This window comes from Roseateles sp. P5_D6, from assembly GCF_054049415.1.
Window position 1 is genome coordinate 64,091 of sequence record NZ_JBFUMK010000019.1, and the last position, 15,507, is coordinate 79,597.

The window sequence follows — 15,507 nt, forward strand, 5'->3', positions numbered from 1 at the left end:
CTCAGAAGCTGTAGCGCAGCGAGGCCTTCACGGTGCGGCCCGTGTAGGCACGCGCGGCGCCGCGGCCGTCGTTGCTCTCGGTGTAGGCCAGCTCGTTGAAGAGGTTGTTGGCCGCCAGCGAGAGCGTCGCGCGGTCGGTGAGCGCGTAGCTGGCAAACGCGTTGACGACGGTGTAGGCCGGCAGCGTGATGGTCAGCGCACCGGTGGGGCCATCGTCCAGGCTCTTGGACGTGCCGACGATGCTGACGCCGAAGCTCAGTGCATCGTTGAGGTTGACCGTGGGCGTGAGCTGGTAGACGACCTTGGCCTGGCGCTTGGGAGCCCGGCCGTCGGCCTGCTTCGCGTCGGTGTAAGTCAGGCCGCCCAGCACTCTGACGACGCCAAAACGGGCCGAGCCTTCCAGTTCCAAACCGTTGCTGCGGTAGCTGTTGGCCTTGGCGACGATGGGGTTGGTCGTCACGTCGACGTTGACCTCGTCGGTCTTGGCGTGGAAGAGCGTGGCAAACAGGCTCATGCCACCGCCGCGGATCTTCACGCCGGCTTCCGCCTGCCTGACCTTGTTGGTCGGGATGGTCGGGCTCTTGCCGTTGACGAGGTTGGGGTTGTTGAAGAAGGTGATGCGGTCGGCGTTGTAGGCAGCGCCGTCGGAATAGCGGGCGAAGACGGACAGATCCTTGCTCAGCGCATAGTTGCCACCCAGCGAATACGAGGTGCGGCCGAAGTCGTAATCAATGGCGTTGGGCTTGGTCAGGTCGTAGCTGACGCCGGCGTTGGACTGGTAGTAGGCGCCGCTGGCCTTCTGGTTGTCGCGGCGCACACCGATGTCGGCCGACAGCGGGCCGGCCTCGTAGTTCAGCACCACGTAGGGTGCGTTGGTCGTGTACTTGCTGTCCTGCGTGTTGCTGCAGCAGCCGCCAAAACCCGGCGAGCCGTTGACGACGCCGGGCACGTTCAGCACGCGGGCGCCCTCGCCGCTGGCCGACAGCGAGTACTGGTTGAAGTTCCACGTCAGGTCCAACTGCTGCACCGAGGTGTAGAGGCCCGCCACGGCGCTGAGCTTGGCTGCACCGCCTAGTTCGAAGTCACGCGAGAACTTCAGGTCGTTGGCCATCAGGCCGGCGTTGTCGACCTTGGTGTTGAAGACGACGGCCGTGAACTTGTTGCCTGTGTAGGCCGCACCGGCATCGGGGCCAGTGGCCAGGGTGGTGCCGGCCGGCGCGGCGGCCACGTCGTCGCCTGGGAAGATGCCGATGAAGCGACCCGAATTGCGGCTCCACGAGAACTTGTTCTGCAGGCGAAAGCCATCGCCGGCGTCGAGGTCAAGGTCGGCGCCGAAAGCGTCGCTCCTGGCAGTGAGGCCGTCGCGGATGTTGCTGGTGGCGCGGCTGTTGGTGTTGGTCAGCGTGCTGTCCAGCGGCCAGGCGACATCGTAGAAGGCGGCGCGGCGCGGGTCCAGGCCGGGAATCTCCTGGATGCTGCCGTTCACGTACTTCACCGGCGTAGGCATGAAGGTCGGGCTGTGGTCATCCAGGTGCTTGAGGCTGAAGCGCACATAGCTCTTGCCCTCCAGTTCGAAGGTGACGTTGGCGCGCACCTGACCGCCGTTCTCGGTGCCGTCGGCACCCTTGCGGCCGCCGTCGCCCACGCGGTAGAAGCCGCCGATGAAGAAGCGCGTTTTGGCCGCCAGGCGACCGCCGTAGCCGAAGTCGACGCGGGTCTGGTCGAAGTCCAGGCCCTTGGTCAGCTGCAGGCTGCCACCGGGCTCGAGGCCGGTCTTGCCGATGAAGTTGATGATGCCGCCGGGCGCACCGGTGGCCAACAGCGCGGCCGAACCGCCGCGCACGACCTCCAGGCGCTCGAAGCCGGCGTCGGCGCGCATCCAGGTGTCGGGCGTGGCGAAGGCGATGTCGCCGAACTGCAGCACGGGCAAGCCGTCTTCCTGGAACTGGATGTAGCGCGCGCCGCCGGCCGAGACCGGGATGCCGCGCACGGCGACGTTGGCGTTGGACTCGCCGCCGCTGGCCTCGGCGCGGATGCCGGGCACGCCCCGGAGCAGGTCCGTGGCACTGGCGGCGGTGACGGCCGCGACGCCTTCGCTCTCGATGGTCGAGATGGCCACGCTGGAGCGCATCTTGGACTTGGCCGTCGAAGTGCCGGTGACGACGACGGCGTCGAGCTTGAGGCCGTCGGCCGATTCAGCGGCGGTAGCGGCGACCTGTTGGCCTTGCGCGGCCACGCTCAACAGCGCCAGGGCCACGGCGGCGGACAGCGGTTGCAGAGACGGGCGGCGGCTGGACCGCGCGGCGGTCGGATGGGGGCTGGGCATGGAGTCTCCTGGTTGTCGGTGTTTGAGCGCCCTCTGCGGGGCGAAGCGGCTTGGCCGCCCTGTCGAGCGCCGATCCGTGCCGCCATTCTGCGGCGCCGCCGTTTGTTTTGCAATCGATTGCATTTCAGTAGAAACACGTATTCGACAAACATCATTGGTACTGATATTTGACCGAATGAAAACGATAGGCAGCCGTGCTCCGGCCCACAGCTGCGCTGACCGGGCGGCGCGGGCCGCGCGGTCAGGGTGCTGCCGTCAGGCGTGGGGAGCGCTCTCGCGCAGCGTCAGGTAGACCGGCATCGTGCGCGGCCCGGCGCGTTCGCCACGCAGCTGGCCCAGCAGTGCTTCCACCAGCTCAGCACCCGCTTCGGCCACCGGTTGGTGGACGGTGGTCAGCGGCGGGTCGCAGTAGGCGGCCAACGGCATGTCGTCGTAGCCGATGACGGCCACGTCGCCCGGCACGCTGCGGCCCGCGGCACGCAAGGCCTGGATGGTCAGCAGCGCCAGCACGTCGCTGCAGCAGACGACGCCGTCGAAGCCACGCTGTGCAGAACAGAACTCGCGCAGCACTTCGGTCGCCACGCCGGGCTCGAAGGGCGCGGCCAGCTCCAGCGCGGGGTCGACGTCCAGGCCCGCCTCACGCAGCGCCTGGGCGTAGCCCTGGCGGCGCAGCCAGACCTCGGGCAGATTGGCGTCGCCCACGAAGGCGATGCGGCGTCGACCCAGTTGCAGCAGATGACGCGCGGCCAGCGTGCCGCCCAGCACGTTGTCGCCACCCACGCTGCAGTAGAGCTGCTGCGGCATCTCGCCGCCCCAGACGACCAGCGGGAGCTTGCGCGCGGCCATGTCGTTGAGCTGGTCGTGGTGGCGCCATTGGCCGATGAGGACGACGCCGATGGCCTTGCCGGAGTCGAACCAGTGCGAGGCCAGGTCCAGCCGCTCGGCGTCGACGCGCGACAGCAGCATGTCGTAGCCGCGGTCGGTCAGCGCGTCAGCGATGGAGCCGACGATGGACAGGAAGAAGGGGTCGGAGATGTGCTGGCGGGACTTGGCGTCGTAGGGCACGACGACGGCCACCGTCTTGTTCTCCTGCAGGCGCAGGTTGCGCGCGCCGAAGTTGATCGAGTAGTTCAGCGAGCGCGCCAGTTCGGCGACGCGCTGGCGCGTCTCGGCATTGACGAGCTCGCTGCCGTTCAAGGCCCGTGACACGGTGGACACCGACACGCCGGCCAGGCGGGCGATGTCGACCATCTGCAGCCGGCGTTGCTCACCGGCGCTGCTGTCAGAAGGGTCTTTGGACTTGGGCATCAGCGGCATCGTCGCAGGGCAGACTGCCATCGACAAGCAGGGCTAGCCAGAACGAAAAAGGCCGGCATGAAGCCGGCCTCGTGTAGACATCCCGGGAACTCCCCGGGAAAAACATGATCAGTCGCGGGCGTAGATGTCCACGTCCTTGGTCTCGCGCACGAACAGCACGCCGATGACGAAGGTCGCCGCCGCGATGATGATGGGGTACCAGAGGCCGTGATAGATGTTGCCGTTCTGCGCCACCATCGCGAAGGTGATGGAGGGCAGCATGCCGCCGAACCAGCCGTTGCCGATGTGGTACGGCAGGCTCATCGAGGTGTAGCGGATGCGGGTCGGGAACATCTCCACCAGCATGGCCGCGATCGGGCCGTAGACCATGGTCACGTACAGCACCAGCACGAACAGGATGGCAATGACCATCGGCACATTGGCCTTGGCCATGTCGGCCTTGGCCGGATAGCCGGCAGCCTTCATCGCTTCGCCCAGCTCCTTCTTGAAGCCGGCGATGGCCTTGGTACTGGCTTCGTCGAACTTGTGCTCGGTCAGCTTGGTGGCGGTCGGGACGGCGATTTCCTTTTCGCCGACCTTCACGACCGTTGGTGCACCTGCGGGAGCCTCGATGGTCTCGGAGCTGGCCGACGACTGGGCCAGAGCACGCTTGGCAATGTCGCAGGCGCTGGTGAAGTCCACCTCGCGTGCCAGCGGGCTGCCCTGGAAGGAGCAACTGGCCATGTTGGTGGTCAGCGTGACCTTGGCGGTCTCCTGGGCCTTGGCGAGGTCGGGGTTGGCCGCAGCGGTCAGGGCCTTGAACAGCGGGAAGTAGGTCAGCGCGGCGAGCAGCAGGCCGGCCATGATGATGGGCTTGCGGCCGATCTTGTCCGACAGCGTGCCGAAGATGACGAAGAAGGGCGTGCCCAGCAGCAGCGAGATGGCGATCCAGATGTTGGCCGAGGTGAGGTCCACCTTGAGCACCGACGTCAGGAAGAACAGCGCGTAGAACTGGCCCGAATACCAGACCACGCCCTGGCCGGCCACCAGGCCGAAGAGCGCCAGCAGCACGATCTTCAGGTTCTTCCACTGGCCGAAGGATTCGGACAGCGGCGCCTTGGAGGTCTTGCCCTCCGCCTTCATCTTCTGGAAGGCGGGCGATTCGTTCATCGACAGGCGAATCCACACCGAAACGCCCAGCAGCAGGATCGACACGATGAAGGGAATGCGCCAGCCCCATTCGCCGAAGTCCTTGTCCGACATCGAGTTCTTCACGCCGAGGATGACCATCAGCGACAGGAACAAGCCCAGCGTCGCCGTCGTCTGGATCCACGAGGTGTAGGCGCCACGCTTGCCGTGAGGGGCATGCTCGGCCACGTAGGTGGCGGCACCGCCGTACTCACCGCCGAGGGCCAGGCCCTGCAGCAGACGCAGGCCGACCAGGATGACCGGCGCCGCGGCGCCGATGGTCGCGTAGGTGGGCAGCACGCCGACGATGAAGGTCGACAGGCCCATGATCAGGATGGTGACCAGGAAGGTGTACTTGCGGCCGATCATGTCGCCGAGGCGGCCGAACACCAGCGCGCCGAAGGGGCGCACGATGAAGCCGGCGGCAAAGGCCATCAGCGAGGCGATGAAGGCCGCGCTCGGATCCAGGCCGGCAAAGAACTGCTTGGCGATGACGGCCGCCAGCGAGCCGTAAAGGTAGAAGTCGTACCACTCGAACACCGTGCCCAGCGAGGAGGCGAAGATGACCTTCTTCTCCTCTTTGGTCATCGGCGTCGCGGCCGTCGAAGTCGCAGTTGCCATTGATATGTCTCCGTCAGTTGTCGGGCCGCCCCACAGGCTTCCCTCACCGCGACTATTCACACCGCCTCTGACCGTGTTCTGACGCCAGTCTGAATCGAGGCTGACAAACTCCGCAGGAACCCGCAGTCAGCATTTCTCAATGCGAGATCAGATGACCCTCGCGGGTAAATCCTGAGACGTTTTGAATCATGTCTGCCGGCCTGCATGCCGGCAGTCCTTCGCGAGGCGTCGAACAAGCCGCAGGGCTTGTTCTTGGTCCGCGCTCAGTGTTTCCGGGTGATGCCGGGCCGGGCCTGGGCCGCTGATTCCCAAATGCCGCTGCGAAACCAGGGGTCGCCGTCCAGCGCAGCACGCAGCATCGGCAGCGCATCCTGACCCCAGAACAGCCGGCCTTCGAACTCGACGGTCGGCACGCCGAAGACGCCCAGGGCCAGTGCCGCCTCGGTCTCGCTGCGCAGGCGCTGCTTGACGGCCTCGCCGGCCGGATCCTGCGCGGGCGCAAGGCGTTCGGTCAGCGCGGCGATGCGGGCGGCGTCACTGGCGTCGGCACCGGCGCCACGCCAGACGTGATGAAACAGCTGCTCGACGACCCAGCGCCCCGGGGTGTCGCCCGGCTGCCCTTGCGGCGCCGTACAGGCCCAGGCCAGCCGCAACAGCGGCAAGGGGTTGAAGGGGTGCTGGGCCGGCGGGTCCAGCACGAGGCCCTGGGCGTGCGCCAGCCAGGCCACCTGGCGGAAGGTCCAGCGCCGCTTGGCCTCGATCTCGGCCGGGCCCTTTTGGCCCAGGGCCTGCAGCAGCGCCGCAAACAGGATAGGCCGGTAGACGACCTCGACGCTGTGGCCCGCCAGCGCTTCGGGCAGGGCCTCGAAGGCGAGGGCCGCGTAGGGCGAGATGGGGTCGAAATAGAAGGTGAGCTGCTTCATCGGTCCTGTTCCTCGGTATGGGGCCAGGGCCCCAGCCAAAGGCCGTGACGATGCATTTCGACGCGCCTCTCGGGCAACTGGTCGAGGATGTGGCGCTGCACGGTCTCGGGCGCTCCGCCCCAGCCGGCAATCTCATTGATGCTGCGCCCGCAGCCGCGACACCAACCGCTGGCTGCATCCATCTGGCAGACGTTGACGCAGGGCGAAATGACCGCAGGTTTCATGCTTGGACGACGTCGATGACGGGCGCGCCCGTCAGCTTCTCCAGCTCGCTGGGCGTCAGCTTGAACACGCCATTCGGATGCCCGGCCGCGGCCCAGATGATGTCGAAGCGGAACAGCTCGCGGTCGATGAAGAGTTGAGGGGGTGCCGCGCCATCACTGGGTGCGAAGCCGGCCGGTGACACGCCACCGATGGAGAAGCCGGTGCGCGCCTTGACGAAGTCGGCGTCGGCGCGGCCCAGAGCGCCCGTGTGGGGCTTGAGCTTGGCCTCGTCGACACGCCTGTCGCCCGAGGTGATGACGAGAACGGCCGCGTCATCGGCCTTGCGCCGGAAGACGACGGACTTGGCAATCTGGCCCAGGGTCACGCCCAGGGCGTCGGCGGCCTCCTGGGCGGTGCGGGCCGCAACGTCCAGCCACAGCGGCCGGTGGGGATGGGCCAGGGCGGTGAGCGCGGCGCTGACGCGCAGGAAGCCTCCGGGTCGGGTATCGCGGAGATCGGTATCAGCCATGGCCGCAATTGTGTCGCGGCCGGCGCCCGCCACGTCAGTCGCGGTCCTTGCCCTTGTGCTTGCCATGGCCCTTGCCATGGCCTTTGCCCTGGTCGTTATCGTCGCCCCGCCGCTCGTAGCGCTCCTGGTACCAGTCCTCGCGGACGAAGTAGACCGGCATGCCGCAGGCGTTGTACTTGGCGCAGTGCTTGTCCCAGTGCTTCTGGTGGCCGGGCGGGATGCGCATATAAACGGGCTCGACATGCACCGGCCGCCGCTGTACCCAGACGGGCTCGCGCAGCACGACGGGCGGCGGCGCCGTCTGGCCGATGTCGATGCGGCCGTAGAAGCCGGGCTGGCCGACCTGGATGGACACACCGACGTCGGTAGCCTGGGCGGCGCCAGCAATCAGCAGCAGCGTGATGAGGGGCAGGATCTTCTTCATGGTGTCTCCTTGCTTCAGGCCAGGTTTCAAGCTTAAGGCAGCGTGAAATCGAAATCGTAGAAATGCTGGTGGCCTTCAACGCGGATGTTCATGCGGCCCGCCAGGCCGGCCAGTGCGCCGGTCCCGGAGTCTGGCACAACGGTGATGGCGAGGCTGGGCGTGCCGCGCTCCATCAGGCCGTGATGCACGAGGGCGAAGCTACCCTCGCGGCCCTGCAGGCTGCCGGTCACGGTCTCCAGCGCCACATAGGCCGCCGAGCCGGCGATGCTGCCGTGCGTGGCCAGCATCTGGCCGGCGCCACGGGCCTCGAGGGCGCCGCGATATTGCTTGTCCAGCACCATGCGGCCGAGGGCCGGACTTGCCGCCTCGGCAGCCTGGGCCGTCATCCCCACCGTGAACTCACCGCTGACCGTCGCCATCACCACTCTCCTTCGAGCCGGGCCGGCTCGCCAACGCCGATTCGACCACGGGCTGCCCCTCGGCGGCGAGGGGTGTGAACAGTGGCTTGGCGACCCGCACGGGGATGACATCCAGTCGGGCCTGCAGCACCGTGTAGTCCTCGCCGCCGCCGCGGACGGCACTGCGCCAGCCCACGAAGCCAGGGGCACGGCGCAGCCGGAACTCGAAGCCCACGTCGGGCGCCGGATCGTCGGCGTGCGGACGGGCGCGGTAAGCGAGGCCGCCCACCTCGGGCTCGGGGCCGTCCAGCAGCTGCGTCAGCGCGCCGAGGATGCAGCCGTCGCCGAGGATGTCGAGGAAGAACCGGTCGGACTGCAGACGCGGCTTGAAGCCCGGGGCGCCAGGGTCGATGCGGGGCTCGCGCTGCTTGTGCGGCGCCGGCGTCGTCTCGCCGCTGGCCAGGTCGTGGCGGTCGCCATGGTCGAGGTAGGACAGGCGCACGCCCTGCAGGTTGAAGGCCGGCAGCGCGGCGTCGCGCGTCGCGTCGCCAAGGTCGACCAGGACGGCACCGCTGCCGCCGATGACCTCGAGTTGCCCGCCCTTGATGACGACGGCCGCGTTCTCGTCCACACCGAGGCCCAGGCGGCAGCCCAGGGACTGCAGGGCTGGCAGCATGCGGCCGATGCGGCCGCGCTTGAGGAAATGCTGGTCGATCAGCAGGTCGGGGCCGAGGAAGGCCAGGCCCCGGTCGTATTCCAGGCCCGCCCGCCACTGGCCCTTGAGAACGGCCAGGCTGTCCATCGCATCGCGGAACATCATGCGGCTCATGACTGCGGCACCGGCACTGGTGCCAGCGATGACGCCGCCACGCTCGAAGACCTGGCGGATGGCCGCCAGCATGGCCGTGGGCTCGCCGCCCGGCTGCAGCGTGTCGACGATGAGCTCCTGGGCGCCACCGGAGAAGAAGACGGCGCGGCAGGCAGCGACGCGGGCGATCAAGGCCGTATCGTGCAGCGTTCCCTGCAGATCACCCGCTTCGAGATTGGGGGCGACGGGAATGATCTCGGCGTGCGCGCCGCAGCGCTCCAGCGCGGCGGCGATCTGGGCCGCAACGCGCTCGGGCTCATAGGCCGCGGTCGGGAAGACGGCGATGGACGCACCGGCGCCCCCGGCCTCGTCGACGATGCGCTGCCAGACGGCGTCGCTGTCAGCTTTGAGCGCGCCGCCGATGACGATGACGGTGCCGACGGGGGAGTGGCTGGGCAAGATGGGTGCCGGGCTGGCGCAGTTCACGAGCCCGACATCTTGGCAGGCTCCCGCGCAATCCAACAGCGGGTCAGGCCCGAGGAAAAGCAACGCTTGTGACCAAGCGCTGCAACCGGCTGCCGATTCACTGGCCCGAGGGCGCCGACGCTGCGGGAACGCTCGTGGCGGGCAGGCTGGCCGCAGGCTTGGGCGGCCCTGACCAGCCGCCATACAGCGGCATCGGCAGGCGCACGGGGCTGATGTCGAGGTAGAGGTTGGTGACCGTGAACTGTTCGCCGCCGAATTCCTCGGTGCTCCAACCCAGCGAGTCCGAGCCCTTGTAGAGGCGGAACAGGAAGCCGAGCTCGGCCAGCGGGTCGTTGGTGCGCGGCAGCACGTCGAAGGCCAGGCCCTTGACCTCCTTGCGCACGCTGTCGATGAGGCGTGTCATCGCGTTGGAGATGGTCGAGTCGCCCATCATGTCGAGGTGGAAGACATCGTCGATGTAGCTCGGCTTGAAGTTAGGCGACTCGGCGTCGTGCAACTCGCCGCGCAGCTTGGGCGCCGACGGCGTCGCCGAGCGCGCGCGCAGGTGGTAGCGGTCGCCGTGCTCGAGGTAGGACAGGCGAGCGCCCTGCACGTTGAAAGCGCCCAGCGAGGGATCGCTCTTGGCCTCGGTGAGGTCCACGACCAGACAGCCGCGGTCGCCGATGACCTCGATCTCGTCACCGCGGATGATGGCGGCGGTGTTCTCGTCCACGCCCAGGCCGAGCTTGTAGCCCTTGGCCATCATCAGCGGGATCATGCGGCCGAAGCGGCCGCGCTTGAGGAAATGCTGGTCGACGAACAGATGAGGGCCGACGAAGCCCAGCCCACGGTCGATCTGCTTGCCATCCGAAAAGCGGCCCTTGAGGATGTTGATGTTGCTGGGCGGGTCACGGAACATCACGGTGCTCATGATGGCCGCACCGGCGGAAGTGCCGGCGATGACGCCGCCCTTGCGGTAGACGTCCCAGATCGCCTCCAGCATGGGCGTGCTCTGGCCACCGGGCTGCAGCACATCGACGATGCGCTCCTGCACGCCGCCCGTGAAGAAAATGCCCTTGGCGGCCTTGACCTTGGCGATCAGGGCCGGGTCGCGCACGACCTTGCTCAGGTCCACCCACAGGAACTTGGGCGCCACCGGCAAGGCCTCGGCCACGGCGCCTCGGCGCTGCAGCAGATCCACGATCTGCTTGGCGCTGGCCTCGGGATCCTCACTGGCTGTGCCGAAAACGACGAAGCGCGCGCCCTTGCCGCCGGCCAGTTGAACGATGCGTTGCCAGACCTCTTCGTTGTCGGCCTTCAGCGCGCCGCCGATAGGCACGGCATAGCCGCGGATGGCGGGCTCGGACTCGGGCAGCGGCTGCAGCGCCCCTGAGGCCTGTGCCGGACCGGCTTGAACGGCCGACGCGGCCTTGGCGGGCGCCGGTGCCGCAGCGCGTGGTGCCGATGCCGAGGCCGGCGCCGACGGACGCAGCAGCCTGAAGCCTTGCGGCGCGCTCGCCGCCGGTGCCGTCGCCGGCGGAGCCGCCTGTACGCCCATGGCTGCCGCCATTGCCGCCACACCGGCCCAGATCCATGCCCTCATGCCCACACCCCTCCTTGGTCAGACCGCGCATGATGACAGAGCGCCGATGACCGTTCGCCCCTAATTCGAACGACGAGGGCGTGGCGCGCACGAGACGAATCGCCGGCTTGGAGCCCGGCAGCTAGCGCCGCCGTGCCTAGACTCGCCCGAACCACGGAGAGCCGCCCATGAAAACCCCCTGCCCTTCCCGCATTGCCGTCACTGCTGCTGCGGCGGCCCTGCTTGCGCTGAGCTGCGCTGCCCAGGCCCAGTCGACGCTGGAGCGCGTCGAGATCACCGGCACGGCGATCAAGCGCATCGAGGGCGAGACAGCGCTGCCGGTGCAGGTGATCACACGCGGCGAAATCGACAAGGCCGGCGTGACGACGGCCGCCGAGCTGATCGCCCGCATCAGCGCCAGCGCCAACAACCTGACCGACGGCGGCAGCGTGGCCTATGGCGGCTTCCGGGACCAGATGGGCTTCAACGCCGCCAACCTGCGCGGCCTGGGCGTGTCGTCCACCCTCGTGCTGCTGAACGGCCGGCGCGTGGCCAACTTCGCCTCGCCCGGCGACGCGGCCGGCGTGGACCTGAACAGCATCCCGGCCGCCGCCATCCAGCGCGTCGAGATCCTGCTCGACGGCGCCTCGTCGCTGTACGGCTCGGACGCCATCGGCGGCGTCATCAACTTCATCACCCGCAAGGACTTCTCCGGCATCGAAATCAACGCATTGGCCGGCAGCACCACCGAAGGCCACGGCGCGGCCAAGCGCTCGGCGACCGTGGCCGGTGGCTTCGGCGACTTCGGTCGCGACGGCTTCAATGTCTTCGGTGTACTGGACGTGCAGAAGACCAGCAGCCTGAACGCCTCCAAGCGCCAGTTCATCAAGGACCTGGACATCCCGGGCCGGCTGCCAGACCTGCTGTCCAGCGCGAGCTTCCCCGGCAATATCCGGCTGTCCAACTACCAGCGCGACACGCTGATCGGCGAGGGCTACAGCAGCAACGGCAGCACGGTCATCGACTCCAAGACCGTCAACCCGGCCGCCGCCGCGGGCTGCAACCCGCCCGCCAGCCTCTACCTGCCTGACGGCATTGGTGGCGCGGACGGTTGCACCTTTGACTACATGCGCGATATCGAGCTGTATCCGAAGTCGAAGAAAAGCAGCATCTTCGGCCGCGGCATCTTCAACCTCGGTGGCGGCCACCAGGCCTTTGCCGAGGTGTCGCTGGCAAGGGCTCGCACCCTCTACACCGGCACGCCCAACCGCGTGGACGCCGACATGGACGTGTCGCGCGTGCCGGCCTTTGCAGGCAGCGCGCTGAACAGCCTGGACGCCGACGACGAGGAACGCATCATCACCGTGCGCACCCGCCTGTCCGAAGCCGGCCTGCGCACCAGCGAGCTGGTGTCGACCACCCAGCGGGTCGTGGCCGGCATGACCGGCCTGGTGAGCGGCTGGGACTATGAGTGGGCACTGAACCACAGCACCAGCAAGGTCTCCGACCGGGACTTCCAGGGCTACCTGAACGAGCAGATGATCCTGGACGGCTTCGCGAATGGCACGCTGAATGCCTTTGGCCCCTCCAGCGCCGCCGGCCTGGCGCTGTATGAGAAGTCGCAGATCCGCGGCGAGGTGCGCCACGCCACCGGCAACATGGACAGCCTGGACTTCAAGGCCTCCAAGGCGCTGACGAAGCTGGCGGGCGGCGACCTGGCCGTGGCCATCGGCGGCGAGTACCGGCGCGAGAAGCAGAACTACCACCAGTCCGACGCGCTCAAGCAGGACCTCATCCTCGGCGAGACCACGCAAGGCCCCGACTCCGACTTCGGCAAGTCGCGCAAGGTCGGTGCCGTGTTCGGCGAGCTCAGCGCGCCCATCACCAAGCAGCTGGAGCTGTCGGCCGCGCTGCGCTATGAGCACTACCAGGTCAGCGGCGGCGCAGCCAGCCCCAAGCTGGGCCTGAAATACGTGCCGATGCCGGAGCTGCTGCTGCGCGCCTCGATCGGCAGGGGCTTCCGCGCGCCCAGCCTGTCGGACCTGTACCGCCCCGTCACCGAAGGCAATTCGGCCACGCTGGTGGACCCGGTCTGCCTGGCAGCCGACCCCACCAATACGCCCACCGACTGCTCGGACATCTGGGTCACGCGCAACTTCAGCAATGCCAAGCTCAAGCCCGAGAAGTCGCGCCAGTATTCGCTGGGCATCGTCTTCGAGCCCCGGCGCGGCGTCAGCCTCAATGCCGACTACTGGAACATCGAGAAGACCAACCTGATCAGCACACTGGGCGTGGACGTCATCCTGGGCAACCTGGCCAAGTACGGCAGCCTGGTCCACCGCGATGAAGACGACGCCATCGAGGCCGTCGACCTCTTCAAGGAGAACCGCGGCAAGCAGCGCATCTCCGGCCTGGACCTTGGCGTGAACCTGAGCGGCCTGAAGACCGGCTTCGGGCAGTTCGGCCTGCGCATCAACGGCACGCTGACGCTGAAGTCGCAGCAGCAGACCGGCGACGGCGACCCCTTCGTCAGCAACCTGGGCGTCTTCATCAACGACGGCGTCGTGCAGCGCTGGCGCCACACGGTCAGCCTGGATTGGGAAACTGGCCCCGTGTCTATGACGTTGTCCAACAGCTATCTGCAGGGCTACAACGACCAGCACATCATCGGCAAGCCCGATCGCAAGGTGTCGGCCTATTCGCTGTGGAACATGTCGGCCGGCTGGGAGGCCAGCAAGTCGACCACCCTGCGCGTCGGCGTGCAGAACATGCTCAACAAGGCGCCGCCGTTCTCGCAGCAGGCCTGGTTCTTCCTGTCCGGCTACGACCCGAGCTACACCGACTCGCGCGGGCGCTACATCTACGCCAGCTTGAAGTACGCCTTCAGGTGACGAGGTTTCTCACCCAGTCCGGCAGGGCAATGGCCTTGTCGGTCTGCGCGTCGAACCACAGCGTCGTCGCGCCGCCCTCGGCGCAGATGACGCCGGGTTCGTCGGCGCGCTCCAGCGTGATCCAGGTCTCGAAGCTGGTGCGGCCCGCGTCGCTGACGTAGTGCCTGGCCAGCACCTCGCCCGGGCATTTAAGCTGGCGATAGAAGTTGCAGAAGGCGTTGACGATGACCGGCCCCTGCCCGCCCGGATTGGGCGCGGCGCCGATCTGCGTCAGCCAGTCCACACGCGCGATCTCCAGGTAGCGGAAATACAGCGTGTTGTTGATGTGGCCCATCGCATCCATGTCGCCCCAGCGCATGGGAATGCGCACCTCATAGGTGAGCTTCTTGTCGACCGGGACGAGATACCTCACGGCGTGATGCCAAGGTCAGCGGCGATGCGGTTGACGAGGCTGCGCAGCGCGGCGACCTCGGCGCGCAACAAGGCAACCTCTTCATCGCGAGGTTGACCCACCGCCGCGGCCTGCTCGAACGACGCCACCGGCCCGCACAGCAGATGCGCCCAGCGCGCCTCGCGGGCGCCGGGCGCCTTGGGCAGCTTGACGGCCATAGGCTGCTCGCGCTCGGCCAGCTCCTCCAGAAAGCCCTCCACCGACGACACATCGGCAAAGCGGTGCAGCCTCTCGGTGTTCTGGCGCAGTTCGGCCGCCGTCTGCGGGCCGCGCAGCATCAGCTGGGTCAGCAGCGCCATCGCGGCGCCGGGCACGCCCATGCCGCGCGCGAAGTTGTGCTCATAGCGCACGACGCGGCTACCGCTGACCGTATTGACGAGGTGCAGCGCCTTCAGCTCTTCCACGGTGGCCAGCACCTCGGCTTCGCTGACGTCCATGACCGGGTCGCGCGCCGTTTTCTGGTTGCAGCCCGAGGTCAATGCATTGGCCGAGAGCGGATAGCTGTCCGGTACGGTGCTTTCCTTCTCGACGAGAACGGCAAGGACGCGGGCCTCCAGCGGGGTCAGGTCTCGCTTCAACATCAAACTCCGAAGCCGTCGTCAGCCTGGATCACTGCACCGTTGATGAAATGGCTTTCGGTGGCGCACAACATCAGCAGTGACGTATCCAGATCCTTCGGCTGGCCGACGCGCTTCCTGGGCAGCATGTCGACCAGCTTCTTGCCCTGCTCGGTGCCCCAGTGGCGGTGGTTGATCTCGGTGTCGATATAGCCCGGGCAGATGGCGTTCACGTTGATGCCGTAGCGGCCCCACTCCAGCGCCATCGCTCGCGTCATGTGGATGACCGCGGCCTTGCTCATCGCATAGACGCCAATCTGGCCCAGCACACGCAGGCCGGCCATGGACGCGACGTTGACGATGCGCCCACCGATGAAGGTGCCCGGCGCCGAGCCGCGCGCGCGGGCCAGCATGCGCTTGCCCACCTCCTGCGCGACGAAAAAGGCGCCGCGCGTGTTGGTGTCCATCACGTAGTCGTAGTCGTTCTCGGTGACGTCGGTGAGGCGCTGCGTCGTGGACACGCCGGAGTTGTTGATCAGGATGTCCAGCGTGCCGACTTCGGTCTCGGCGTGGGCCACCGCGCTCTTGATGCTGGCCACGTCGGTCACGTCCAGCTGCACCACATGGGCGTCACCGCCATTGCCCTCGATTTCGGCGCGCAGGTCCTTCAGCCGCTCGACTCGCCGGCCCGCCAGCACGACGCAGGCACCGGCCTGGGACAGGGTCCTGGCGAATTGCGCGCCCAGGCCGCTGGACGCACCGGTGATCAAGGCCACGCGGCCTTCGAGATTGATGGAGTAACTCATGGGACTGCCTTCCGAGTGGGTTGCGTCCATCCTACCGG

14 protein-coding genes are annotated in these 15,507 nt (G+C 67.5%); 1 reads left to right on the plus strand and 13 read right to left on the minus strand.

The genetic code is table 11. The annotated features are described in order from the left end of the window. Window position 1: 1 nt before the first annotated feature. The 10 genes from ACXJKM_RS22445 to ACXJKM_RS22490 form a co-directional block, all read right to left on the minus strand. The gene (locus ACXJKM_RS22445) at window positions 2–2,326 is read right to left on the minus strand and encodes a TonB-dependent receptor (protein ID WP_457355250.1); all 2,325 of its coding nucleotides are present in this window, start codon (window positions 2,324–2,326) and stop codon (window positions 2–4) included. A gap of 255 nt (window positions 2,327–2,581) precedes the next feature. Next, window positions 2,582–3,634 (minus strand): LacI family DNA-binding transcriptional regulator, encoded by a 1,053-nt coding sequence (locus ACXJKM_RS22450; protein ID WP_457355252.1) that lies wholly within the window; start codon window positions 3,632–3,634, stop codon window positions 2,582–2,584. A 117-nt stretch (window positions 3,635–3,751) separates the two neighbouring features. Beyond that, a complete protein-coding gene (locus ACXJKM_RS22455) occupies window positions 3,752–5,431 on the minus strand; it encodes an MFS transporter (protein WP_056197700.1) in 1,680 nt (559 codons plus the stop codon). A 263-nt stretch (window positions 5,432–5,694) separates the two neighbouring features. Then, entirely contained in the window at window positions 5,695–6,354 is a 660-nt protein-coding gene (locus ACXJKM_RS22460; RefSeq protein WP_457355254.1) for a DsbA family protein, read from the minus strand. Beyond that, window positions 6,351–6,578: a DUF1289 domain-containing protein gene (locus ACXJKM_RS22465; RefSeq protein WP_457355256.1), complete on the minus strand. Its 228-nt coding sequence runs from the start codon at window positions 6,576–6,578 to the stop codon at window positions 6,351–6,353. The genes ACXJKM_RS22460 and ACXJKM_RS22465 overlap by 4 nt, the downstream gene beginning before the upstream one ends. Next, a complete protein-coding gene (locus ACXJKM_RS22470; protein WP_457355258.1) occupies window positions 6,575–7,087 on the minus strand; it encodes a YbaK/EbsC family protein in 513 nt (170 codons plus the stop codon). Before ACXJKM_RS22470 ends, ACXJKM_RS22465 begins: the two co-directional genes overlap by 4 nt. A gap of 34 nt (window positions 7,088–7,121) precedes the next feature. Beyond that, a complete protein-coding gene (locus ACXJKM_RS22475; RefSeq protein ID WP_457355260.1) occupies window positions 7,122–7,511 on the minus strand; it encodes a hypothetical protein in 390 nt (129 codons plus the stop codon). A 32-nt stretch (window positions 7,512–7,543) separates the two neighbouring features. Further along, on the minus strand, window positions 7,544–7,930 hold the full coding sequence (locus tag ACXJKM_RS22480) for a DUF3224 domain-containing protein (protein WP_457355262.1): 387 nt from the start codon (window positions 7,928–7,930) through the stop codon (window positions 7,544–7,546). Next, entirely contained in the window at window positions 7,911–9,176 is a 1,266-nt protein-coding gene (locus ACXJKM_RS22485; protein ID WP_457355264.1) for a cyanophycinase, read from the minus strand. The genes ACXJKM_RS22480 and ACXJKM_RS22485 overlap by 20 nt, the downstream gene beginning before the upstream one ends. A 124-nt stretch (window positions 9,177–9,300) precedes the next feature. Further along, the gene (locus ACXJKM_RS22490) at window positions 9,301–10,785 is read right to left on the minus strand and encodes a cyanophycinase (protein ID WP_457355266.1); all 1,485 of its coding nucleotides are present in this window, start codon (window positions 10,783–10,785) and stop codon (window positions 9,301–9,303) included. Window positions 10,786–10,952: 167 nt separating this feature from the next. On the opposite strand from ACXJKM_RS22490, the gene ACXJKM_RS22495 reads away from it, so the two are divergent. After that, window positions 10,953–13,655: a TonB-dependent receptor gene (locus tag ACXJKM_RS22495; RefSeq protein ID WP_457355268.1), complete on the plus strand. Its 2,703-nt coding sequence runs from the start codon at window positions 10,953–10,955 to the stop codon at window positions 13,653–13,655. Here the strand turns inward: ACXJKM_RS22495 and ACXJKM_RS22500 are convergent. The 3 genes from ACXJKM_RS22500 to ACXJKM_RS22510 are packed head-to-tail and all read right to left on the minus strand — an operon-like array spanning window position 13,648 to window position 15,469. Further along, window positions 13,648–14,067 (minus strand): acyl-CoA thioesterase, encoded by a 420-nt coding sequence (locus tag ACXJKM_RS22500; RefSeq protein WP_056197716.1) that lies wholly within the window; start codon window positions 14,065–14,067, stop codon window positions 13,648–13,650. The genes ACXJKM_RS22495 and ACXJKM_RS22500 overlap by 8 nt on opposite strands. Then, on the minus strand, window positions 14,064–14,687 hold the full coding sequence (locus ACXJKM_RS22505) for a YceH family protein (RefSeq protein WP_457355270.1): 624 nt from the start codon (window positions 14,685–14,687) through the stop codon (window positions 14,064–14,066). Before ACXJKM_RS22505 ends, ACXJKM_RS22500 begins: the two co-directional genes overlap by 4 nt. Next, complete coding sequence (locus ACXJKM_RS22510) at window positions 14,687–15,469, minus strand: SDR family oxidoreductase (RefSeq protein WP_457355272.1); 783 nt, start codon at window positions 15,467–15,469, stop codon at window positions 14,687–14,689. The genes ACXJKM_RS22505 and ACXJKM_RS22510 overlap by 1 nt, the downstream gene beginning before the upstream one ends. Window positions 15,470–15,507: the final 38 nt, after the last annotated feature.